We start from the raw sequence: 21,488 nt of genomic DNA on the forward strand, positions 1-21,488 counted from the left end.
GGGTGATGGCGGACGGAGGGGGCGGGGAAGCGCGGGGGCGTCCCCGCCCGTCCTCCCGGTCCGTGGCGGCGTCAGGGTGCCGCGGTCAGGCGACGGCTTCGGCCGCCTCCGGCGTCGCGCCCTTGCGGTGGCGGGCCTCCTCGAACTTCTCGCGGAAATAGGCCTTCACCTTTTCCGGCTGGAAGGTCAGGAAGGTGCCGCCCGACGCGAAGTGCTGCTGGAAGACCTTGCCCAGCGCGTAGGTGAAGGCGCTGTTGAAGGCCGGCTGGGTGGCCAGCCGCGTCACCGTGCCGATCACCGGCACCGACCGCAGAGCCATGTTGAACGCCATGGAGCCGAGCAGGCCGCCGGCCAGCGCGGTCGGGGCGACCGTTGCGAGCAGCGTGCCGATCACGGACCGGCCGATGTCGCCGCGGAAGTCGACGCCGTGCAGTTCCGACAGTTCCTTGAGCAGGCGGAGCTGGACGACGGCGAGCGCCGCGGTGTCCACGAAGTTCAGCGGGATGATGCCCGCCGCGGCGGACAGCAGCACATGCTTGCGGATGATCTCCGCCGCCTGCGCCTCGGTGGAGACCGGAACGGCCGGGGGGGATTCCGGAGCGGCCGCGGACGTGCTGGCGGTTGTGCTGGCGGTTTCCGGGGCGGCCGTCGCGGCCTCCGGAGCCGGGGTGGGGGTCGGGACGGCGGCCGTTTCCGGCTTCGCCTTGCCGCCCGGTGTTTCCTTCTCACTGACCATGCTGTGGTGCTCCAAAAAGGGACGTTGTCGAGAGAAAATCAGCAATGAACGCCGCGCATCGGAATGGTTCGCGGCTACAGTCGGCCCCGAAGGGACGGCCCGCTCCGAAAACGCCGCCGGTGGTGGCCGGCGGCACCGTCATATGGGCTAACGAATTCAGTTGTTTTCGTCAAAGGTTTTGCCACTATAAAGAACATGGATACTCAGTTTGTGTCCTTTGGATTTTCCTCAATCAGGTTTCTGACAATCGAAGAGCGCTGCCCGTGCAGGAAGAAATGGCCGCCGGGAAGCGTGCGCAGGCTGAAACCCGCCCCGGCCAACCGTTCCCACCCGGCGACCTCCGCCACCGTGGCCTCCGCGTCCTCCGTCCCGGCAAAAGCCAGGATCGGGACCGGAAGCTGCGGCGGATCGGGTTCGAGAAAGGCGTCGGACATGGCGAAGTCGGCCCGCAGCGTGGGCAGCATCAGCTCCATCAGGTCGTCGCAAGCCAGCACCTCCGGCGGGGTGCCGCCCAGCGCGGCGAGGCGGGCGCGGAAGGCCGCGTCGTCCAGGGCACGGGTGGAAGGCCGCCGCGATGGCGCGTGCGGCGGCCGGCGTCCCGACACGGCCAGCAGGGCGGGCGGGCGCCCTTGCGCCACCAGCGCGCGGGCGGTGGCGTAGGCCAGCGTCGCGCCCAGCGAGTGGCCGAACAGGACCAGCGGGCGGTCTTCCAGCGGTTCCAAGGCGGTCAGCAGGGCGGGCACGGCGTCCTGCACCCGGTTCAGCGGCGGTTCGCCGATGCGGCTCTCCCGCCCCGGCAGGCGCACGGCCATCAGCTCCGCCTCCGGTCCGGCATCGGGCGCCCAGTCCCGGAAGATGGCGGCGCCGGCGCCGGCGTAAGGGAAGCAGACCAGCCTTCGGCGTGGGTTCGCCACCGGGTGGAAGCGTTGCAGCCAGGAGGAGCGGGGCGGGGCCATCACGCCGGCTCCGGTGCGAACAGGTGGTGATGGGCGTGGCCTTCCTCGATGTGGCCCTCGTTCATGTGATAGACGCGGTCGGCGAGGCCGAACCAGCGCTCGTCGTGGGTCACGCAGATGACGATTTTGCCCATGGCTTTCAGTTCCGGCAGCAGTTCCTCGTAGAAGACGCGGCGGAAATGCGGGTCCTGGTCGGCGGCCCACTCGTCCAGCACGATCACCGGCTTGTCCTCCAACTGCGCGACGACGAGGGCGAGGCGCTTGCGCTGGCCGGTGGACAGGGCGACCGTGCTGAAACCGCCGTCCGCAACCGTCACCTTGTCCTGCATCTCCAGCCGCTCCAGCAGGGCGTGGACGCGTGCCGGGTCGGGGTCGGCGACGCCGTAGAGCCGGCGCGACAGGTGATAGTCGGAGAAGATGGCCGAGATCATGTCGCGGTAGCTCTGCATCCGCTCCGCCGTCACCGGCTCCCCGTCGGCAAGCAGCCGGCCGTCGTCCAGCGGCATCAGCCCGGTCAGCAGGCGCAGCATGGTCGATTTGCCGGAGCCGTTGCCGCCAGTGACGAAGGTGATCTCGCCCGCCCGGAACTCCGCCGACAATGGTCCCACGGCAAAGACGGGCGAGCCCGCGTCATCGTGATAGGCGAAGGTGGCGTCGGTCAGCGCGATGCGGGCGGGCGGACCGGGCAGCCGCTCCGCCCCCTCGTCCGGGGCGCTTCCGGCGGCGGCGCGCAGCCGCTCCTCCATCGTCTCGATGTTGGACAGGGCCATCTCGGTTTGGGCGACCAGCGGGGTCACGAAGGAGACGGTGCTGACCGGCCCGACGATGAACAGCGCCGCCGTGGTCGCCGCCACCACCACCGTGTGATAGCCGGTGGTGAACAGAGGCACGACGAAGACCATCATGCCGATCAGCGTGTAGAACATCGCCTCGACCAGCGCGAAGTTGCGGCCCCACCGCTCCTTCATGTCCACATTCACCGCGCGCGCCCGGGACGAGGCGTCGGCGAGGTCGCGGATCAGCCCGTCGCCGCGGCGGCGGTTCATCCGCACCTCCTTGAAGCCGCGCAGCAGGTCGGTCAGCCCGTCGAAGACGCGGGTCTCGGCCGCCGCCGCCTCCACCATGCCGCGCCGCAGGCGCTGCACCCGCGCCACCTTCACGGCCACGGCGATCCCGGCGAAGGCGAAGGCCATCACGCAGGCCAGCGGCGACAGCCAAGCCAGATAGACCGCCAGGAAGACCAGCATCACCGCCTGCTGCCCGCCGATCGCCAGAAGGGGCAGGGTCTGGGCCAGCGTCTGGGTGTCCTGGGTCAGCACGCCGTGCAGCGACGCCCGTCCGATGCGGTCCACGGTCACGAGGTCGGCGCGGCGCACCAGATCGAACAGGCGCAGGCGGATCTTGTGGATCAGCCGCTCGGCATCCTGGGACGCGGTGACCAGCGCGTAATTGTGGGTCACCCCGAACAGCGTCACCGTGACCGCGTACATCACCAGAAGCCTGGGGCTGATGATGCCTTTGGCGGCGTCCTTGGCGGCGACGTCGACCAGCCACAGCAGCGCCGCGGTCGCGATCGCCGACAGGACGTTCATCAGGGCGAGCGTGCGCAGGTTGTCCGGAAGCTCGCGCAGGACGATGGCGGCCAGCCTCATGCCACGCCCTCCGCCGCGAGGGTCAGCTCGGTCAGGCGGCCTTCCTCCATGTGCAGGCGGCGGTCGGCGACGTCGAAGTAATGGTCGTCATGGGTCACCGCCACGATGGTCAGGCCGCGCCGCTTCAGCTCCGGCACGACCTCCCGGTAGAACTTGAAGCGGAAATGCGGGTCCTGGTCGGCGGCCCATTCGTCGAGGATCAGGATCGGCGCCTTTTCCAGGATCGCCGCGACGAGACCCAGCCGCTTGCGTTGCCCGGCGGACAGGTCGCGCCGCCCGAAGCGGTCGCCTTCCAGCGCGGTGACCCGCTCCATCTCCATCCAGCGCATCAGTTCGGCGGCCTCCACAGGGTTGAGGGCGTCCTGGCCGTAGAGCCGGGCGAACAGGTGGAAGTCGGCGAAGACGGTGGCCATCAGTTCGCGGTAGGCGGCGATGCGCTGCGGCCCGACCGGAACCCCGTCCACCGTGATCCGTCCCTGCGGCGGGTGGTAGAGGCCGGTCAGCAGCTTGATGAAGGTCGATTTGCCGGACCCGTTGCCGCCGGTGATGAAGATCACCTCGCCGCGCCGGATGGTCAGGTCGAAGGGGCCGACCGCGAAGGGCGGCTCGCCCGGCGGCGATGGGAAGGCGAACGCCACCGCCTCCATCCTCACCTCGGCGAAGTTGACGGGCACCGGCAGGGCGGGGCCGTCGCTCCCGGTCTCGGCCAGTTCGGCGAGCTGGCCTTCCAGGGCCATCATGCGCCCGGCGGCGGCCTCCGCGGCGCTCATCACCGCCAGCGACTGCATCAGCCCGAAGACCGGGGCGGACATGAAGAAGATGGCGGCGGTGATCTTCACCAGCTCCGCCGAGATGGCGCTGGAGTAGGACGGCACGACGAAGACGACCACGCCCAGCATCAGGTTGAAGGCGCATTCGCCGAACACGAACTGCTGCCAGGTGTGCAGATGCACCGCGCCGCGGGCCGTGGTGGTGCGGCCGGACACGGTGGCGAAGGCGGCGTTCAGGTCGCGGCTGCGCGCGCTGTTCAGCCGCTGTTCCTTGAAGCCGTCGAACAGGTCCGACACGCCTTCGAACAGGGTGGCCTCCTCGGCCATCATGGCGCGCTGCCGCTCCTCCAGCGCGCGGCCCAGCCGGATGTAGAACCACGTCCCGGTGCCGAGCAGCCCGCCGATCAGGAGAAAGGCGACCGGCGAGATGGTGGCGATGTAGAGCAGGATCGTCCCGGTCAACAGGACCGAGCGCACCGTCAGCGCCAGGAACTGCGAATTCTGCGAGATGAGCTGGCTGCTCTGCGTCACGCTTTCGAACAGCGGGGTCTGGCCGAAGCGCTCCAGCTTCCACAGGTCGGCGCGGCGGATCTGGTCGAGCAGCCGCATGCGCAGGCTGTCCACCACCTCCTCCGCGTCCGCCGACAGATGGGCGACCATGCGGCCTTCCAGGAGCATGTAGAGAAGGACGCTGACGACGAAGGCGGCGGCCAGCGGCACGTTGACGAAATCGGCCTTTTCCGCCGCGATCTCCTCCGCCCCGCGGTTGACCAGGGCGAGCACCAGCGTGGAGAAGAGGGCCGACCCCAAAGCGTAAAGAACCAGCCGGCGCAGCGGCGCCGGTCCCAGCCGTCCCAGCAGGCGGAGGAGGTTCATCGAGTGGAATCCTGCGGCGTAGAGTCCTGCGGAGCGCCATCCTGCGAAGCACCGTCATCGATGCGGATGCGTAGCGCGTGACGCTCCGGGTCGGCGAAGGCGCCGCGGCCGTGGAGCGCCTCGTGGTTGTTCATCGCCAGCAGGCTGTCGGACTCCATGAAGGTCTCCAGCCGCCGCGCCGGGTTGTCCAGCTCCGCCTGGAGAATGGCGAGCGCGCGGCGGACCGCCGGCGTGTCGTGTTCCGGCCGGTCGGCCAGCCCGCGGCGCAGCGTGTCGGTGCGGAAGCGGATGAGCGGGCGGTCGCCGAAGATGGTGGCGAAGGTCACCTCCACCGCATCCCGCGACCCGCTGCGGGTGAAGGTGGTGGGGATGCGGAAGGGCAGCGCGGTCCGCGACAGCAGGTCCAGCGCCCAGCGCCCCTCGTCGCTGCCGGCCAGAGCCGCGCGGACGCAGCGGGCGTCGCGCAGGCTGGACCGCCCGCCGCCGCAGGCCGCCGCCCGGGCGAAATAGAGCAGCATGTAGCGTTCGGGGGTCGCGAAATACTGGGTGTCGGTGTGGAAATCGGCCTCGTCGGCGTGCTCGGAGAAGGTGGAGGCGGTGCCGCTGCGGACCAGCTCGGGGCGGAGCTTGACGTCCCACACCACCTTGCGGTCGATCCGGTCGGTGGCGGTCGGCGCGCCGATTCCGACGGCCAGCGCGTAGAGCAGGCGGCGCCGGGTGTCGAGATCGTGGGGGCCGAGATGGGCGCGGCGGATCAGAACGCCGCTGTGGCTGGTCTCCAGCCGGTCGCGGATCGCCGTGGCCAGGGCGGACAGGCCGGGTGCCGCCTCCGCCAGTTCGCCGCGCAAGCCCTCCTCCCGCCCGTCCGGGACAAGGGCGGCGGCGTCGCTCTCCGCCCCGTGGCGGGCGGCCAGGAGGGCCAGCACACGCGCCGCCTCGGAGTCGGGCAGCGGCCCCACGGTGAACTCCCCGATGCGGAAGCCGAGATCCTGGACATGGGTCAGCATGGTGGCTCCGGAGGCGGTCATCGGGAGAAGAGGCGGGTGAAGAGGTCCGCGGCGGCGCGCAGCATGTCGGCCTGCCCGGCGCGGGGAACCGGCGGCCAGCCGAAGCCCATGCGGCCGAGCAGTTCCTGCGTGCGTTCGGAGGTCAACTCCTGCCGCCGACCGCGCGCTTGGGGGGAGCGCCCGCTGTAGAGCCCGAAGCCCTCCAACGTCTGGGCCAGCGCACCGTCCATGTCGGGTTCGCCGATGGCACGCTCCAGCCGGTCGAGCAGCGCGTCGAAATCGACCGCCTGCACGGCGCCCGCCATTCCCGCCGCCGAGGTGACGAAGTCGGCCAGCGTGTCGCGGCGGTGGTTCTCCACATGGTGAGTCTCGTTGGCGAGGCCGGCGGCGCCGGCCAGCAGCGCGACGGCACGGGCCACGAGGTCCACATGGCACAGCCAGACGTGCGAGTCGTCGGGCACAACTCTCAGCCGGACGAAGGCGGCCAGTTGCCGAAAGAAGGCGTTGTCCCGCAGGTTGAGCTGCAACGGCCCGCCCTCCGCCGCGAAGACGACGTTGCCGACGCGATGGATGCTGGCGTTGCGCAGGTCGCCGCGCGCCGCCGTGACCAGCCGTTCCGCCTCCTGCTTGCTGCGGACGTAATAGTTCTCGTCGAGCGTCTCCGGCACCGCGTCGTATTCGGTGACCAGTTTGAAGCCGTCCTCCGGCGCCTTGCCGGTGACCGACAGGGTGGAGATCAGGTGGAAGTCCGCCGGGTCGCCGCGCCGCGCGGCGGCAAGGTCGAGGAGCCGGCGCGTCGCCTCCACGTTGTCGGCGTGGAACGCCGCGTAATGGCCGAAATGGTTCACGTTGGCCGCGCAATGGAAGACCGCCCGCACCCCCTCCGCCAGCGCGCCGCGTGCCGTGGGTGTGAGGCCCAGCCCGTCGCGGCGCAGGTCGCAGGCCCGCACGGTCAGGCGCGGATCGGCGACCAGGGCGGCGCCGTTGTCCGCTCCGAAGTAGCCGGCCAGGACGCGGCCGAGCCGGATGCGGGCGGCGCCGTCGTCGCCCCCGCGGACTAGGGCGGTCACCCGCCGCGCCGGATCGGACAGCAGTTCCCGCAGCAGATAGGCGCCAAGATAACCGGTGGACCCGGTCAGCAGCACGTCACCGTAGTCACGCCGCTCCGTCCCGTCGAAGGCGGCGTAGGCCGCGTTGCGCGCCTCGTAGGCTTGCTGCTGCTCGGCCAGCGCCCGGTCGCGGGCGGCGTCGAAGGCGGGCAGGGTCGCCTGATAGTCCCGCCAATGAGAGCGGACGGCGGCGATCACCCGTTGCAGATGGTCCGGCTGGGGCCGCAGGCGCAGCGCGAAATCCGCCAGCACCGGAGCTTCGTAGAGATCGTTGATCTTACAGGAAAATTCACGGCGCAGGCGGTTGACCACGGCGATCGCCCGCAGGCTGTCGCCGCCCAGCTCGAAGAAGCCGGCCTCCCGCCCCGGAACGGGCCGCTGGAGCTGCTCGGCCCATAGTTCGGCCACCCGCTGCTCCACCGCGTTGCGCGGCGGGGTGTGGGCGCCGCAGGCTGTGCCGTCGGAGGGCGCGTGGTCGGCCAGCGCTTGCAGCAGCGCCTTGCGGTCGACCTTGCCGGCCACGGTCACCGGGATCGCCGGCACCCGGATCACCGCCGCCGGCACCATGTAGGCGGGCAGCGTCGTTGCCATATGGGCGGCCCAGGCGGCTTGCGTCGGCTCGGCGGCGTCCGGGGCGAGGCTGACGAAGGCCCACAGCGTCTGGGCGCCGCCCGGCGGCGAGTCCACCAGGGCAACCGCCTGCTGCACACCGGGGTGGGATTCCAGCCGGTGCTCGATCTCGCCCAGCTCCACGCGCTGGCCGCGCAGCTTCACCTGGCTATCCGACCGCCCGAGCACCAGAAGCTCGCCATTGGGCAGCCAGCGGCCGAGGTCGCCGGTGCGGTAGCGGCGGCCCTTCGGCGTCTCGACGAAGGCGGCGGTGGTCAGGTCGGGCCGGTTCAGGTAGCCGATGGCCAGCCCCAGGCCGCTCAGCCAGACATGGCCGACGGCGCCGGGGGGCACCGGCTCGCCGTCCTCGTCCAGGATGTGGATGGCGGTGTTGGGCAGCGGGCGCCCGGCGCTCATCCACGGTGAGTCCGGGGACAGGATGCCGATGCTCGCCGCGGCGGTGTTCTCGGTTGGGCCGTAGCCGTTGACGTAGCGCAGCCGCGCCGCGTAGTGCAGGGCGTCGGCGGCGTTGGGCGGCTCGCCCACCGTCATCAGGATGCGCAAGGTCGGCAGGTCGGCCTGCTCGAACAGCCGCAGGTAGGAGGGCGGCAGGGTGGCGGAGGTGACGCCCAGCCGCTCCATCCTGGCGCGCAGCCCGGCGATGTCGTCCATCTCGGCGCGGCGGATCGGCACAAGGGCGCCGCCCGTCGCCCAGGTCATCACGCAATCGGAGATCCAGGCGTCGAAGGAGGGGGAGGAGCTGAGGAGCGTCCGCTCGTCCGGCTGGATGCCCATCATCCGCGCCATCGACAGGCCGAGGTTCAGCATACCGCCATGATGCAGCACGACCCCCTTCGGCACCCCGGTCGATCCCGAGGTGTGGATGATGTAGGCGGGATCGCCGGGACCGCTGCGTTCCCCGGCCTCCGGCTCATGGGCGTGGGCGGCACGGAACTCCTCGGACAGGGCTTCCGGGCGGAGGACGGCGTATCCGGCTTGCGCCAGCGCGTCGGGCAGGGGATGGCCGTCCAGAGCCACGATCACGCGGATCGCGGCGTCGCGGGCGATGAAGGCCAGCCGGTCCGCCGGCAGGTCGCGGGTCAGCGGCAGATAGGCGGCCCCGGCCTTCCAGATCGCCAGCACCGCTTCGGGCAGGGCGGGCGAGCGTTCCGTCAGGACGCTGACCGCGTCGCCGCTTCGCACACCCTGCGCCAGCAGCGCATGGGCCAGCGCGTTGGCGCGCGCGTTCATCGTGGCGTAGCTGACCGCGCCGCCGTCGGTGATGAGGGCCGGGCGATCCGGCTGCGAGCGCGCCAATGAGGCGAACTGGTGGTGGAAACAGGGAACCGGGTGCGGCATCGCCGGACCGCGCTCCCACGCGGCGAGCAGTGTTTCCTCGTCCGGCAGCAGCGCGGGCAGTGGGACGCCCGGCGCCCGCTCCGGATCGGCCAGCCGCCGTGCCCAGCCGGCCAGCGCCGCCGTCCAGGCCTGGGCGGTCTCGCGTTCGTAGAGGGCGGCGTTGGCGTAGAGCTGGAGGACCAGCCCACCATCCGGCTGTCCCTCATGCACCAGGACGAGGTCCTGGGCGGGAGCGCTGCGGCGCAGCTCATAGCGGATATCGCCGTCGTCGAGGGTGTCGATGGCCGCGAAGCGGAGCCCGTCGCAGGGCGGGGCGGGCATCGCCGGATTTTCCGTCACCGCCAGATCGAACAGCGGGTAGCGGGCCGGATGATGCGCCTGCGGCTGGCTGCGGCGGAACTCCTGGTGGATGCGGGCGAAGGGCTGGCGGCCATGGCGCAAGGCTTCCGCCAGACGGCTTTGCGTGGTCTTGACCGCCTGTTCCAGCGGCTCGCTCCGCTCCACCCGGAAGGGCACCGGCAGCATATTGACATAGTAGCCGACGACACCCGCCTCCTCCGCCGTTTCGCGGGTGGAGGCGGCGGTTCCCATCAAAAACGCCGTCCGGCCGGTGCGGCGCCGCACCTCGCGCGCCATCAGCGTCATCATCAGGGCGTGCAGGCTGGCGCCGCTGCGCCGGGCGAGGGCGCGCAACGCCTCCGCCACGTCCGGGGCGAGGCGGAGGCGGTGGCAATGGCTTCCCCGGGCCGTTTCGGTGCTGCGCACCGTCGGGCGGGGTTTGTCGAGCGGCCACTCCTCGAAGGCGGCGGGGTCGGTCCCGGCGAGCAGGCGTTGCCAATGCCCCGCGTCCGCCTGGGCGGCCTCGCCGGCCAGATAGGCCTCCTCCCGCGCGGCGGACCGGCCGAAGCCGGGGGCGCGGCCGGGCAGGGACTCCCCGCGCAGCAGCACGGCGAGATCGTCCGCCAGCAGGCCGAGCGACAGCCCGTCGCCAATGGAATGGTGCAGCGCCAGCCAGAACAGGGCGCCGCTGCCATCGGCCACCCGGACCAGCCCGGCCCGCCACAGCGGCGGAGCGGCCATGGCGAAGGGCGCCGTCTGGTGCTTCCGGATGAGGTCCAGAGCGGCGGCGCGGTCGGAGGCCGTTGCAGTTTCCAGGTCGGCGGTCGTGGTTTGGACGACACGGCGGAGGGTGCCGCCTTCGTCCTCCTGGAAGCCGGTGCGCAACGCCTCGTGCCGCTCCGCCAGGGTTGTCCAGGCGGCTTGCCAGCGGCCGTCGGCCGGGACGTCGCCTTGCACCGAAAGCGTCAGGGGGATGGTGAAGCCGCGGGTGTCCAGCCCGGCCTGCTCGGCCACCCAGAACTCCCGTTGGCCTTCGGTCGCGCGGTCGGAGTCGGCATCGGATGGGAGTTCCGCCGGAGCGGCGGCGGCGAGGCGGGCGGCGAAGCCGCGCAGGGTCGGCTCGGTGAACAGGTCGCGGGCGGAGACGGGATGCCCCAACTCCGTCTCCAGCGCGTGGGCGACGGCGATGGCGAGCAGGCTGTGGCCGCCGAGCGCGAAAAAATTGTCGTCGCGCCAGACCGGGCCGCGGCCCAGCCGCTCCGCCCAGACGCAGGCGACGGTTTCCTCAAGCCGGCCTTGCGGCGGCACCTGAACGCCCTGCGGGGCGTGACCGGCGATCAGTTCTTGGAGGGCCGCACGGTCCACCTTGCCGGACGCCGTCACCGGCACCGTCTCCACAGCGATCACCCCCGCCGGGATCATCACCGTGGGCAGCCGGTCGGCCAGCCAGCCGCGCCAGGAGTCTTCGGCCGGGACCGGCTTGCCGGGGACGGGGCGGACGAAGGCCCACAGGCTCTGCGCCGCGCCGGCCTTGCCCTGCACGAGGGCCACCGCCTGCGCCACGTCGGGGTGGCTTCCCAGCGCCTGCTCGATCTCGCCGAGTTCGATGCGGATGCCGTTCAGCTTCACCTGATCGTCGATGCGGCCCAGCACCTCCAACTCGCCGTCGGCGCGCCAGCGCCCGAGGTCGCCGGTGCGGTAGAGCCGCCCGGCACCCGTCCCGATGAAGGCCGCCGCCTCCTGTTCCGGGTGGTTCAGATAGCCGCGGGCGAGGTTGGCGCCTCCCAGCCAGATCTCCCCCACCGCGCCCGGCGGCACCGGGCGGCCCGCCGCGTCGCGGATGTGCACCGACGTGTTGGGCAACGGACGCCCGACGGGCAGGAAGCCCCGATCCTCCGCGCCCAGCAGGCCCATGGCGCTGGTGATGGTGTTCTCGGTCGGGCCATAGGCGTTGTAGTAGCGCAGCCGCCCGGCGTAGGCCCGCACGTCCGCCGCCATCGGCGCCTCGCCGCCGGTCACCAGGATGCGCAGCGACGGCAACTCCGCCCCATCGAGCAGGCGCAGATAGGTTGGGGTGAGGTCGGCGACGGTCACCCGCTGCTCGGCCAGGACGGTGATCAGGCGGGCCGGCGCGCTCAGCACCTCGTAGGGTACGGCGCAAAGCGCCGCTCCGGCGGCCAGCGGCACGCCGATGTCCGACAGCGACACGTCGAAGGAGGGCGAGGCGAACATCAGCGTCCGGTCCTCGGCGGTCAGGCCGAAGGTTTCCACGGCGCCCAGCACCATGTTCACATAGGCGCCGTGGCTGACCGGCGTGCCCTTGGGCCGGCCGGTCGAACCGGAGGTGTAGAGGATGTAGGCGGTGTCCTCCGGCTTGGTCGCGCTTTGCGGGCGGTGGGCGTGCGCCGTGCGGAACTCAGCCGACAGGTCCTCCGGACGCAAAAGCGGCAGGGCGGACAAGGCTTCGGGCATCGTGACGCCGTCCAGCGCCAGCAGCAGGGCCGCCCCGGCGTCTCGGGCGATGAAGGCCAGTCGTTCCGCCGGCAGGTCGGCGGCGAGCGGCAGATAGACCGCGCCGGCTTTCCACACCCCGAGCAGGGTGGCGGGCAGGTTGAGCGAACGGCCCGTCAGCACGCCGACCACGGTGCTGTGCTCCGCCCCGCGCTCCCGCAGGGCGTGGGCGATGGCGTTGGCGTCTGCCTCGACGGCGCGGTAGGTCAGAACGCGGTCGGCGCCGATGATCGCCGGGCGTCCGCCCTGGCCGGTGCCGGGCCGGTCGATCAGCCGCTCGACCAGCGCGTGGAAGGGCAGCGCCGGGCGCTCCACCGCCGGGCCGCGCTCCCACGCGGCGAGGGTGGCTTCCTCCTCAGGCAGCAGCGCGGGCGGCGTGATGTCGGCGCGGGTGGCGTCGTACCCCAGCCAGCGCGCCCAGCCGGCGAGCGCTTCGAACCAGCGCTCCGCCGTGTCCTTGGCGTAGAGTGCCGCGTTGACGTGCCATTGCAGCAGCAGCCCGCCGTCGGCCAGCCCTTCATGGATCAGCACCATGTCCTGGCCCGGCGAATGGCCGGTGCGCTCGTAGGCGAGCCCGTCGCCGTCGGGACGGACGAGGCGCAGCGGGCCGGTGACGGCACGGGCCCGTGGATTTTCCGTCACCGCGATGTCGAACAGCGGGTAGCGGGCCGGGTCGCGCTGTTGCGGGCGATCCGCCCAGAAGCCGTGGCAGATCCGCGCGAAGGGCAGGCGGGCGTGCAGCAGCGCCCCGGCCAGAGCCGCCTGGGTGGCGCGCAGCTCCGTCCCGAAGGGGGTGTCGGCGGCGGGGCGGAGGGCCAGCGGCAGCATGGTCACGCCGTAGCCGACGACGCGCATGTCCTCGGCGGTTTCCCGGATGTCGCCGGTGGTGCCGATGGTGAGGGCGCCGCGCCCGGTGCGACGCCGGGCCTCGCGCGCCAGCAGGGTCAGCAGGACGGCGTGCAGGCTGGCCTCGTGCCGGCGGGCGACCGTCTGCAACCCGGCGGCGGTGGCCGGGTCCAGCCGAAGTTCGAAGCGGTGGCTGCCGGGGGCGGCTCCGGCGGCGCGCGGCGTGTCGAGCGGCCAGTCGTCGAACGTCTCGGCGGGCAGGGCGGACAGCCGTTCCCGCCAATGGGCCTCGTCCGCAACGCGATCCGGGCCGTCCAGATAGCGCCGTTCGCGGGCGGCCAGGGCCGCGTGGCGGGCGGACAAGGGCGGCAGCCGCTTGCCAGCCAGAAGGGCGGCCAACTCCTCCAGCAGGATGCCGACCGAACGGCCGTCGCCGATGGAATGATGCATCGCCATCCAGAACAGCGGCGCACCGCCGTCCGCCGGGGTCGCCAGCCCGGCCCGCCACAGCGGCGCGGTCGCCATGGCGAAGGGCTCTCCCTGGCGGGCGCGGATGTGGGCGAGCGCCGCGGCGCGGCTGGTCTGGGTGGACAGCTCCAAGACACCATCGACGGAGGCCGCGACGCGGCGGCGCAGGCGCCCGTCCGCGTTCTCCGCGAAGCTCGTGCGCAACGCCTCGTGGCGTTCGACGAGCGCCGTCCAGGCCTCTGACCAGCGGTCCGGGTCCGGCGGGTCGCCCTCCACGGCGCGGATCACCGGGATGACGAAGGGCCGCGTGTCCAGCCCCGCCGCTTCGGCCACCTGGAACTCCCGCTCTCCTTCGGTGGCGAGGTCGGACTCGCCCGCGTTGGCTGGGGTCGCGTTGGCCGGCGGCGCGTCCACCGCGCTCAGTTCCGCCACCTTGCGGGCGAAGCCGGCCAGGGTCGGGGCGGCGAACAGGGCGCGCGCCGGGACGGCCACGCTCAGCTCCTGGGACAACCGGTGGGCGATGCTCACCGCCAGCAGGCTGTTGCCGCCCAGCGCGAAGAAGTTGTCGGTGCGCGCGATCTCTTCGCCCAACAGGTCGCCCCACAGGGTGGCGATTCGGCTTTCCAGCCCGTCCCGAGGCGCCGGACGCTCCGCCGTGGCGGCATCGCCATGGGTGTGGGCGAGGCGGAGCAGGGCGTCGCGGTCGATCTTGCCCGCCGGCGTCAGGGGAACGACGTCCACCGCCGTCACGCTGGCCGGGACCATGAAGGCGGGCAGGCGGTCAGCCAGGAAGGCGCGCCAAACCTCCTCGTCCGGCAGGGTGACGCCGTCCTTGGCGCGGACGAAGGCGCGCAGGGCCTTGGTGCCTTCGGCCGCGACGTCCACCAGGACGACGGCCTGCGCGGCGGCGGGGTGGGCCAGCAGGTCCTGCTCGATCTCGGCCAGTTCGACGCGCTGGCCGTTCAGCTTCACCTGATGGTCGATGCGGCCGCACAGGACCAGTTGGCCGTCCGCCGTCCAGCGGCCGAGATCGCCGGTGCGGTAGAAGCGGCCCTCCGCCGTCTCGACGAAGGCGCGGGCGGTCAGGTCGGGGTTGTTGAGATAGCCGCGGGCGAGACCCACCCCGCCCAGCCACAGCTCCCCCGGCAGGCCGGGCGGAACCGGCGCGCCGTCCGGGCGGCGCAGCGTGACCCAGCCGTTGGGCAGCGGGCGCCCGGCGGGCACCGGGCCGCCGCGTCCGCTGTCCGGCAGGATGCGGCCCATGGACGCGAGGATGCTCGCCTCCGTGGGGCCGTAGGCGTTCCAGAAGGCCAGATCGGCGGCGTGATGGCGGGAGTCGTCGGCGTTGGGCGCCTCCCCGCCGGTCAGCAGGACGCGCAGGCCGCGGAACGGCTTCTCCTGGCTGACCCGCAGGTAGGAGGGGGCGTGGAAGGCCACGGTGACGCCCAGCTCCGCGTAGGCGTCCTTCAGCGCCCATGGGTCGTCGCGCAGGTCCGGCGACACCGGCACCAGCGCCATGCCGTGCAGCAGCGCCAGCCCCAGTTCCCACAGCGAGGCGTCGAACCCCGGAGTCGCCGCCAGCGCCATGCGGTCGTCGGCCCGCAGGCCGACCGTCTCCCCGGTCGCCAGCGCGGCGTTGATGAAGCCGTCGTGACGGACCGCGACGCCCTTCGGATGCCCGGTCGTGCCCGATGTGTATATGATGTAGGCGAGGTCGTCCGGCGCCCCGGCCACGGGGGTCCGTTCGGCGGGTCCTTCGAGGATGTCCGGGCGGATCAGCGTCGGAACGGCGTCGGCCAGGGCCGGCGGAACGGGCCGACCGTCCAGCGCGATCAGCAGCCGGACTCCGGCGTCGCGGACCATGTAGGCCATGCGCTCCGGCGGCAGGTCGTGGGCCAGCGGCAGGTAGGCCGCTCCGGCCTTCCACACGCCGAGCACCGCCGCGGGCAGGTCCGGCGCGCAGCCGGTGAGCACGGCGACAGCCTCGTCCCGCGCCACGCCGCAGCGGATCAGGGCGGTGGCGATGCGGTCGGCATGCCGGTTCAACTCGTCATAGGTCCGTGAGCCGCCGCGAGTCACGACGGCGAGGCGGTCCGGCTGGCGGGCGGCGATCTCCTCGAACAACTCGTGGGCGCGGCGGGCCGGGCGGGGACGCTCCTCCCCACGCTCCCAGCGTTCCAGGAGGGCGGCTTCTTCCGGCAGCAGGGCGGGCAAAGGCGCTTCCAGCCGCGCCGGGTCGGCGGCCAGCCAGCGCGCCCAGGCGGCGAAACCGGCCAGCCAGGAGCGCGCGGTGGCCTCCGCATAGACGTCCGGATTCCACAGAAGGGCGAGTTCCAGCCCCTCGCCGTCCTCCGCCGTCACCGGCTCGTGGCTGAAGGCGAGGTCGAGCCCGGCGGCGGGGTGGGCGAGGGCGCCGGGCAGGCGGCGCGGACCTGTTTGGACAGCGTCGCCGGGGCGCCGGGCAGGACGATCGGCACGAGATTGACGAAATGCCCGACCGCGTCTTCGGCCCCCGCGGGGCGCAGTGAGACGCCGGTGCCCATGATCAGGTCGGCCCGCCCGCCGCGCCGCCGCGTCTCCGCTGCGAGAATCGCCAGCAGCAGGCCGTGGATTCCGACGCCCTGCGCCTTCGCGATGGCGATGAGGGCCGCGGTGGTCGTGGCGTCCAGCCGTTCCGCCAGGGGCGGGGCGGAGCGTCCGCCGGGTGTGAGGGGGCGGGGCTGGTCGAGCGGAAGCTCCTCGAACGCCTCGGGCGGCAGGGCGTCCAGCTTGGACCGCCAGAAGGCGCGGTCCTGTTCCGCCCGGTCGGAACGGAGGTGGCGCGCCTCGTCCCGCGCGGCCAGAGCGATGCCGTGCGGCACCGGGGGCAAGGCGTGGCCGAGCAGGAGGGCCAGAACATCCTCCTGCACCGTCCGGGCGGACTGGCCGTCCACCACCGCATGGTGCAGCACGAACCAGAACAGGGTCTCGTCGCCGGACTCGATAACCATCAGGCCGGCGCGGGCGAGCGGCGCCTCGGTCAGGGCGAAGGGCGTCTCGGCGTAGCCGGCGATCAGCTCCCGCGCCTCCTCAGGGAGGTGGCAGCGGTCGAGCGAGAAGCCGGCGGCGGGCGGCAGGTCGGCGGCGGGGACCGTGCGCCAGCGCACCCGCCCGTCGGGGGCGCCGCCGGCATCGCCCTCGCCCTCGAAGGCGGTGCGCAGGGCGGGGTGGCGCTCCAGCAGGGCGGCCCAGGCGGCGCGCCAGCGCTCCACCCCAGGAACCGGGCCGCGCACCGACAGGACGCGCACGACGTGCGACCCGGCGGCGGCGAGGCCGAGCTTGGCCGCGACCCAGAAATCCTCCTGCCCGGCGGTAGCGGGACCATTCGTCAGATCCGGCGGGTCGGAAGCCTCGTCCGTCTCGTCCGCGATGCGGCGGGCCAGTGCCTCCACCGTCTGGGCGGCCAGGATCGCCGGCACCGCCACCCGGTGGCCGAGCGCGTGCAGGCGCTGGCCCACCGCGATGGCAAGCAGGCTGGTGCCGCCGATGGCGAAGAACGGGTCGTCCCGCATCACCGGGCGGGTGTCCAGCACCTCTTCCCAGACCGCGGCGATGGCCCGTTCCAGATCGCCCTGCGGCGGCGTTCCGCCCGTCCCGCGCGCCGCGGCCAGCGCCTCTTCGGCCAGCGCCAGCAGGGCGCGGCGGTCGGTCTTGCCGGCGGAGCTGATCGGCATCCGCGCCACCGCCCTCACCCGCGCCGGCACCATGTAGGCGGGCAGGCTGCGGCCGAGGAAGGCGCGCCAGTCTTCCGACTGCGCCGCCTCCGGGTCGGCGCTCTCGACGATGGCGGTCAGGCGGCCCTGGTGCTGAAGGGCGGCGGCGCGGCTGACAAGCGGGTGGCGCAGCAGCGTCCGCTCGATCTCACCCAGCGACACCGACTGGCCGGACACCTTGACCATGTCGTCGGCGCGGCCCAGCGTCTCCAGATCGCCGTCTTCGTTCCAGCGTCCCAGGTCGTGCGTGCGGTAGGCGCGCCCGAAGGGCGTCTCGACGAAATTCTCCGCTGACAACTCGGGTTGGTTCAGATAGCCGCGCGAGACGCCCCGCCCGACGACGTGGATTTCGCCGACCGCGCCGTCGGGAACCTCGTTGCCGTGACGATCGAGCAGATGGACGGCGTTGTTGGTGAAGGGCCGCCCGCTGGGCAGCGGGCCGTCGCCGTCCGGATTCACCTTGTGCATGCAGATGGTGCCGCAGACCTCGGTGGCGCCGTGCATGTTCCAATAGTCGAGGTGACGGGCGTAATGCCGCGCGTCGTCGGGGTTCGGCCGCTCCCCGGCGGTCAGGATCATGCGCAGGCCGGCCGGCACCGCCCCGCGCAGAAGCCGCAGGTAGGAGGGCGTGAACAACGCGATGGTCACCCTCAGGCGGGCCATATGGTCGAGCAGCCGCGCCGGATCGTCGATCAGCGCGCGCGAGGCCGGGACATAGGCGGCCCCGGAGAGCAACGGCAGGCACAGCTCGCGGAAGCCCAGGATGAAGCCGGGGGAGGTGGACAGCAGCACCCGGTCGCCCGGCCCGACGCCCTGCGCCTCCGTGTGGCCGAGCGCCAGATTCACGCAGGCGTCGTGCTGGATCAGCACGCCCTTCGGCTGGCCGGTGGAGCCGGAGGTGAAGAGGATGACCGCCAGCCCATCCGCCGGGCCGGAGCGGTTCGGGCGTTCCGCGGATCTGGCGCGGCTGTCGCCATCCAGAGTCTCTGGGCGCAACACGGCGCCCGGCTGTTCCGTCCGGGCGTTGGCGGACAGGGCGTCGGCCAGCGCGTCCGGCGGGGCCAGCCCGTCCAGAGCGATCAGCAGCCGCATCCCCGATTGCCGGGCCATGTTGGCCAGCCGCTCCGGCGGCAGGTCTGCGACCATCGGCACATAGACGCCGCCCGCCTTGAGAATGCCGAGAAACGCCTGCGGCAGCCAACCCGACCGCTCCGCCAGGACGCCCACCGGCTCCTCCCCGCCCAGCCCGAGCGCCAGCAGGGCGTGGGCCAGCGCGTTGGCCGCCGCGTCCAGCCCGGCGTAGTCGAGGACGCCCTCCTCCGTCACCACCGCCGGGGCGGTGGGGTGCCGGTCCGCAAGCCGTTCGAATCCCTCATGCACGCGAAGATCGGGCCAGAGTCGGGACGGTCCGAAACTTTTGGACAGACGAAGGCGGTCGGTGGGGAGGTGCGGTGTGGTGTCGGGCATCGAAGTCCCCACAATTCCTTCGGCGTTGCAATGATCCGACGGGATAATTCGCTGTGAGTTTTACAAAAATGTCATACGCTTCCGAAAAAGTGATTATGACGCCATAAATACGTCTTAAAATGGGATTGTCAACGAATCATACAACTCATGGCGATTTTGACGGACGGAAAAATCCGTATTGCGAAATGAAACGGCATCGGACACACCCCCGTGTGGTTGTTCCGTTTCGGTCAACGTCGCATCCGCCGCGGCGGGACGAAGGGATGTGATGGGGTTATCAAAGGTTGCAAGGCCGGCCTGAAAGGAGGGAATCCGTTCCGATCCTGTTGATGGAAGGAGCGTTCACATCACCGGTGGAGGGATCGGATGAGCAAGGCGGAGTCCAAGAAGCAGCAGATGGCCGCAGGCGCGGCGCTGGCCGCCAAGCGCGGGGAGAAGCCGGAATCCAGCCTGCGCGGCGCCTCGAAGGAGATGGCCACGTCGATGAGCGAGAAGGAACTGCGGGAGATGGCGTCCGCGAAGCGCAAGGACCTGCCCACCCGCAGCTCGGCGGACGATAAGGCGGACGATAAGAAGGATTGAGGTTCGTCCGTTACCTGGAAACTGACGGGGGCGACCCCGTCAGTTCTGTTCCTGTGTGCGGAAGGTGGCGACACGGTAGGCGTACCACGCGGCGATGGCGGCGATGACCAGCTTGGCCACCGGGTCCATCCATCCCGCAACCTTGTCGTACTGGCCTTCCAGCAGATAGCCCGCGCCGGCCAGGACCAGCGACCACAGCGCCGTTCCGATGGTCGAATAGATCAGGAAGCGTGTCAGCCCCATGCCGGCGATTCCCGCGGGAACGGAGATCAGCGTGCGCACCGCCGGGATCAGGCGCCCGATCAGCACCGACGCTCCGCTGTGGCGGCGGAACCGGCCCGTCGCCTCGTCAACCTGCGCAGGCGCCACCGTCAGCCAGCGGCCATGCCGGGCGGCCAGCCGCTTCAGCCGCCCGCTGCCCAGCCACCGCCCGGCATAGTACCAGAACAGAGCCCCCGCCACCGATCCCGCGCTGCCCGCCAGAACCACCAGCGGCAGGCTGAGATCCCCGCGGGCCGCGACGAAGCCGGCCAGCGGCATGATGAGTTCCGACGGGATGGGCGGAAAGACGTTCTCCAGCAGCATCAGAAGCGCGATGCCGGCGTAGCCGCCGCCTTCGACCATGTCTGCGATCCACTCGAACACGCGGCCCTCCGGTTCCGGTTCCCCAGGGATAACCCTCCGGCGCGGCGGGAGTTCACCGGCTCTCCCGAAGAGGGAGGGTGGATGGTGCCATGGCCTTTCGCATCGCTTTCACTTTTTTCGTATTGCGGCCCGTTGAACCCTCAGCTACCGTTTGAAACGAAAACAAAGGCGCGGACCGCAAGGGGCGGGCGCACAGCGGAGAGGAGGGATGGATGGCCGGGGTCTACGACCTTGCCATCGTCGGCGGCGGCATCAACGGCTGTGGCATCGCGCGCGATGCCGCGGGGCGGGGCTGCTCCGTCTATCTGTGCGAACAGAAGGATCTGGCGTCGGGCACGTCCTCGGCCTCGACCAAGCTGATCCACGGCGGCCTGCGCTACCTGGAATATTACGAGTTCCGGCTGGTCCGCGAGGCGCTGCGCGAGCGCGAGGTGCTGTGGCGCATGGCGCCGCACATCATCTGGCCGCTGCGCTTCGTCCTTCCCCATCTGCCCGGCCTGCGGCCTTCCTGGTTCCTGCGGCTGGGCCTGTTCCTCTACGACCATCTCGGCGGGCGGGAGAAGCTGCCGGGCACGCGCGGACTGGATCTGCGGAATCATCCGGCGGGCAAGCCGTTGAAGCCGGGTTTCGGTCGCGCTTTCGAATATTCGGATTGCTGGGTCGACGACGCGCGTCTGGTTGTCCTGAACGCGCAGGATGCCGCCCGCATGGGTGCTGCGATCCGCACCCGCACCCGCTTCCTGGGCGCCGTCCGCGAGGATGGGCTGTGGACGGTGACGGTCGAGGACACGCGCAGCGGCCAGCGCAGCAGCATCCGCGCCCGCGCGCTGGTCAACGCCGCCGGCCCCTGGGTGTCCGAGGTGATGCGGCAGGGGGCGCGCTCCACGGTGGACGCGCGCATCCGTCTGGTCCAGGGCTCGCACATCGTGGTGCCGAAGCTGTTCGACCACGACCGCTGCTACATCTTCCAGAACGCCGACAAGCGCATCGTCTTCGCCATCCCCTACGAGCGCGACTTCACCCTGATCGGCACCACCGACAACGACTACCAGGGCGATCCGGCGGACGTCCGCGCGTCGGAGGCGGAGATCGCCTATCTCTGCGCCGCCGCCGGGGAGTATTTCGCCAAGCCGGTGACACCGGCCGACGTGGTGTGGACCTATTCCGGCGTCCGCCCGCTCTACGACGACGGCGCCTCGACGGCGCAGGCGGCGACCCGCGACTATGTGCTGGCGCTCGACGCGCCGGGCGACGGCAAGGCGGCGCTGCTCAACATCTTCGGCGGGAAGATCACCACCTACCGCCGTCTGGCCGACGCCGCGATCGCCAAGCTGGCGCCCTTTCTGCCGAAGCTCGCCCCCGGCGCCTCGGACTGGAGCAGCGCCGGCACCCTGCCGGGCGGTGATTTCCCGGTGGACGGCGTCGCGGCGCTGGTCGCCGAACTGCGCGGGCGGGCGCCCTTCCTGACGCAGCCGCATCTGGAGCGGCTGGTGCGCACCTACGGCACCCGCGCCCGCCGGATTCTCGACAGCGCCGCGCGACCGGAGGATCTGGGCCGCGACTTCGGCGGGACCCTGAGCGAGGCCGAGGTCCGCTACCTGATGACGGAGGAGTGGGCGGAGACCGCCGAGGACGTGCTGTGGCGCCGGACCAAACTGGGGTTGCGGCTGGACGCCGCCCAGGCCCAGGCGCTCGACGCCTTCATGACCGAGGAGTGCCGCCGGAGGGAGAGGGCATCCGACGCCGCCGAATAGCGGGCGTGGAAAACAGGCTGGAAACACGGCGACAAGAACCATCTCAATAA

At 71.6% G+C, this 21,488-nt stretch carries 10 protein-coding genes; 2 read left to right on the plus strand and 8 right to left on the minus strand.

Translation table 11 applies throughout. The features are described from left to right. Nucleotides 1-85: 85 nt before the first annotated feature. The 7 genes from DXK32_RS10825 to DXK32_RS10855 form a co-directional block, all read right to left on the minus strand. On the minus strand, nucleotides 86-736 hold the full coding sequence (locus DXK32_RS10825; protein ID WP_114858507.1) for a YcjF family protein: 651 nt from the start codon (nucleotides 734-736) through the stop codon (nucleotides 86-88). 203 nt (nucleotides 737-939) lie between these two features. Beyond that, on the minus strand, nucleotides 940-1,692 hold the full coding sequence (locus DXK32_RS10830; protein ID WP_247877087.1) for a thioesterase II family protein: 753 nt from the start codon (nucleotides 1,690-1,692) through the stop codon (nucleotides 940-942). Then, nucleotides 1,692-3,344 (minus strand): cyclic peptide export ABC transporter, encoded by a 1,653-nt coding sequence (locus tag DXK32_RS10835; RefSeq protein WP_114858509.1) that lies wholly within the window; start codon nucleotides 3,342-3,344, stop codon nucleotides 1,692-1,694. Before DXK32_RS10835 ends, DXK32_RS10830 begins: the two co-directional genes overlap by 1 nt. Further along, complete coding sequence (locus DXK32_RS10840; RefSeq protein WP_114858510.1) at nucleotides 3,341-4,990, minus strand: ATP-binding cassette domain-containing protein; 1,650 nt, start codon at nucleotides 4,988-4,990, stop codon at nucleotides 3,341-3,343. Before DXK32_RS10840 ends, DXK32_RS10835 begins: the two co-directional genes overlap by 4 nt. Continuing rightward, complete coding sequence (locus DXK32_RS10845) at nucleotides 4,987-5,997, minus strand: TauD/TfdA family dioxygenase (RefSeq protein ID WP_247877088.1); 1,011 nt, start codon at nucleotides 5,995-5,997, stop codon at nucleotides 4,987-4,989. The genes DXK32_RS10840 and DXK32_RS10845 overlap by 4 nt, the downstream gene beginning before the upstream one ends. 17 nt (nucleotides 5,998-6,014) lie before the next feature. After that, on the minus strand, nucleotides 6,015-15,599 hold the full coding sequence (locus tag DXK32_RS10850; RefSeq protein WP_114858512.1) for a non-ribosomal peptide synthetase: 9,585 nt from the start codon (nucleotides 15,597-15,599) through the stop codon (nucleotides 6,015-6,017). Next, nucleotides 15,596-18,457 (minus strand): non-ribosomal peptide synthetase, encoded by a 2,862-nt coding sequence (locus DXK32_RS10855; protein ID WP_114858513.1) that lies wholly within the window; start codon nucleotides 18,455-18,457, stop codon nucleotides 15,596-15,598. Before DXK32_RS10855 ends, DXK32_RS10850 begins: the two co-directional genes overlap by 4 nt. 366 nt (nucleotides 18,458-18,823) lie before the next feature. On the opposite strand from DXK32_RS10855, the gene DXK32_RS10860 reads away from it, so the two are divergent. Continuing rightward, nucleotides 18,824-19,039 carry a DUF3008 family protein gene (locus DXK32_RS10860; RefSeq protein WP_114858514.1) on the plus strand — a complete coding sequence of 72 codons (216 nt, stop codon included), beginning with the start codon at nucleotides 18,824-18,826 and terminating at the stop codon, nucleotides 19,037-19,039. 39 nt (nucleotides 19,040-19,078) lie between these two features. On the opposite strand, the gene DXK32_RS10865 is transcribed toward DXK32_RS10860, so the two are convergent. Beyond that, nucleotides 19,079-19,684, minus strand: a complete 606-nt coding sequence (locus tag DXK32_RS10865) for a DedA family protein (protein ID WP_114858515.1) — start codon at nucleotides 19,682-19,684, stop codon at nucleotides 19,079-19,081. 212 nt (nucleotides 19,685-19,896) lie between these two features. Between DXK32_RS10865 and glpD the strand changes: the two genes are divergently transcribed. Beyond that, nucleotides 19,897-21,438 carry a glycerol-3-phosphate dehydrogenase gene (glpD, locus tag DXK32_RS10870; protein ID WP_114858516.1) on the plus strand — a complete coding sequence of 514 codons (1,542 nt, stop codon included), beginning with the start codon at nucleotides 19,897-19,899 and terminating at the stop codon, nucleotides 21,436-21,438. The last annotated feature ends 50 nt before the right edge of the window (nucleotides 21,439-21,488 follow it).

The sequence above is a fragment of the Azospirillum brasilense genome, from assembly GCF_003349955.1.
Classification (GTDB): domain Bacteria; phylum Pseudomonadota; class Alphaproteobacteria; order Azospirillales; family Azospirillaceae; genus Azospirillum; species Azospirillum brasilense_B.

Excerpts from the sequence above, each read along its gene's own strand:
- DXK32_RS10825 (WP_114858507.1), bottom strand. The coding sequence starts at position 736 with ATGGTCAGTGAGAAGGAAACACCGGGCGGCAAGGCGAAGCCGGAAACG.
- DXK32_RS10830 (WP_247877087.1), bottom strand. The coding sequence starts at position 1,692 with ATGGCCCCGCCCCGCTCCTCCTGGCTGCAACGCTTCCACCCGGTGGCG.
- DXK32_RS10835 (WP_114858509.1), bottom strand. The coding sequence starts at position 3,344 with ATGAGGCTGGCCGCCATCGTCCTGCGCGAGCTTCCGGACAACCTGCGC.
- DXK32_RS10840 (WP_114858510.1), bottom strand. The coding sequence starts at position 4,990 with ATGAACCTCCTCCGCCTGCTGGGACGGCTGGGACCGGCGCCGCTGCGC.
- DXK32_RS10845 (WP_247877088.1), bottom strand. The coding sequence starts at position 5,997 with ATGCTGACCCATGTCCAGGATCTCGGCTTCCGCATCGGGGAGTTCACC.
- DXK32_RS10855 (WP_114858513.1), bottom strand. The coding sequence starts at position 18,457 with ATGCCCGACACCACACCGCACCTCCCCACCGACCGCCTTCGTCTGTCC.
- DXK32_RS10860 (WP_114858514.1), top strand. The coding sequence starts at position 18,824 with ATGAGCAAGGCGGAGTCCAAGAAGCAGCAGATGGCCGCAGGCGCGGCG.
- glpD (WP_114858516.1), top strand. The coding sequence starts at position 19,897 with ATGGCCGGGGTCTACGACCTTGCCATCGTCGGCGGCGGCATCAACGGC.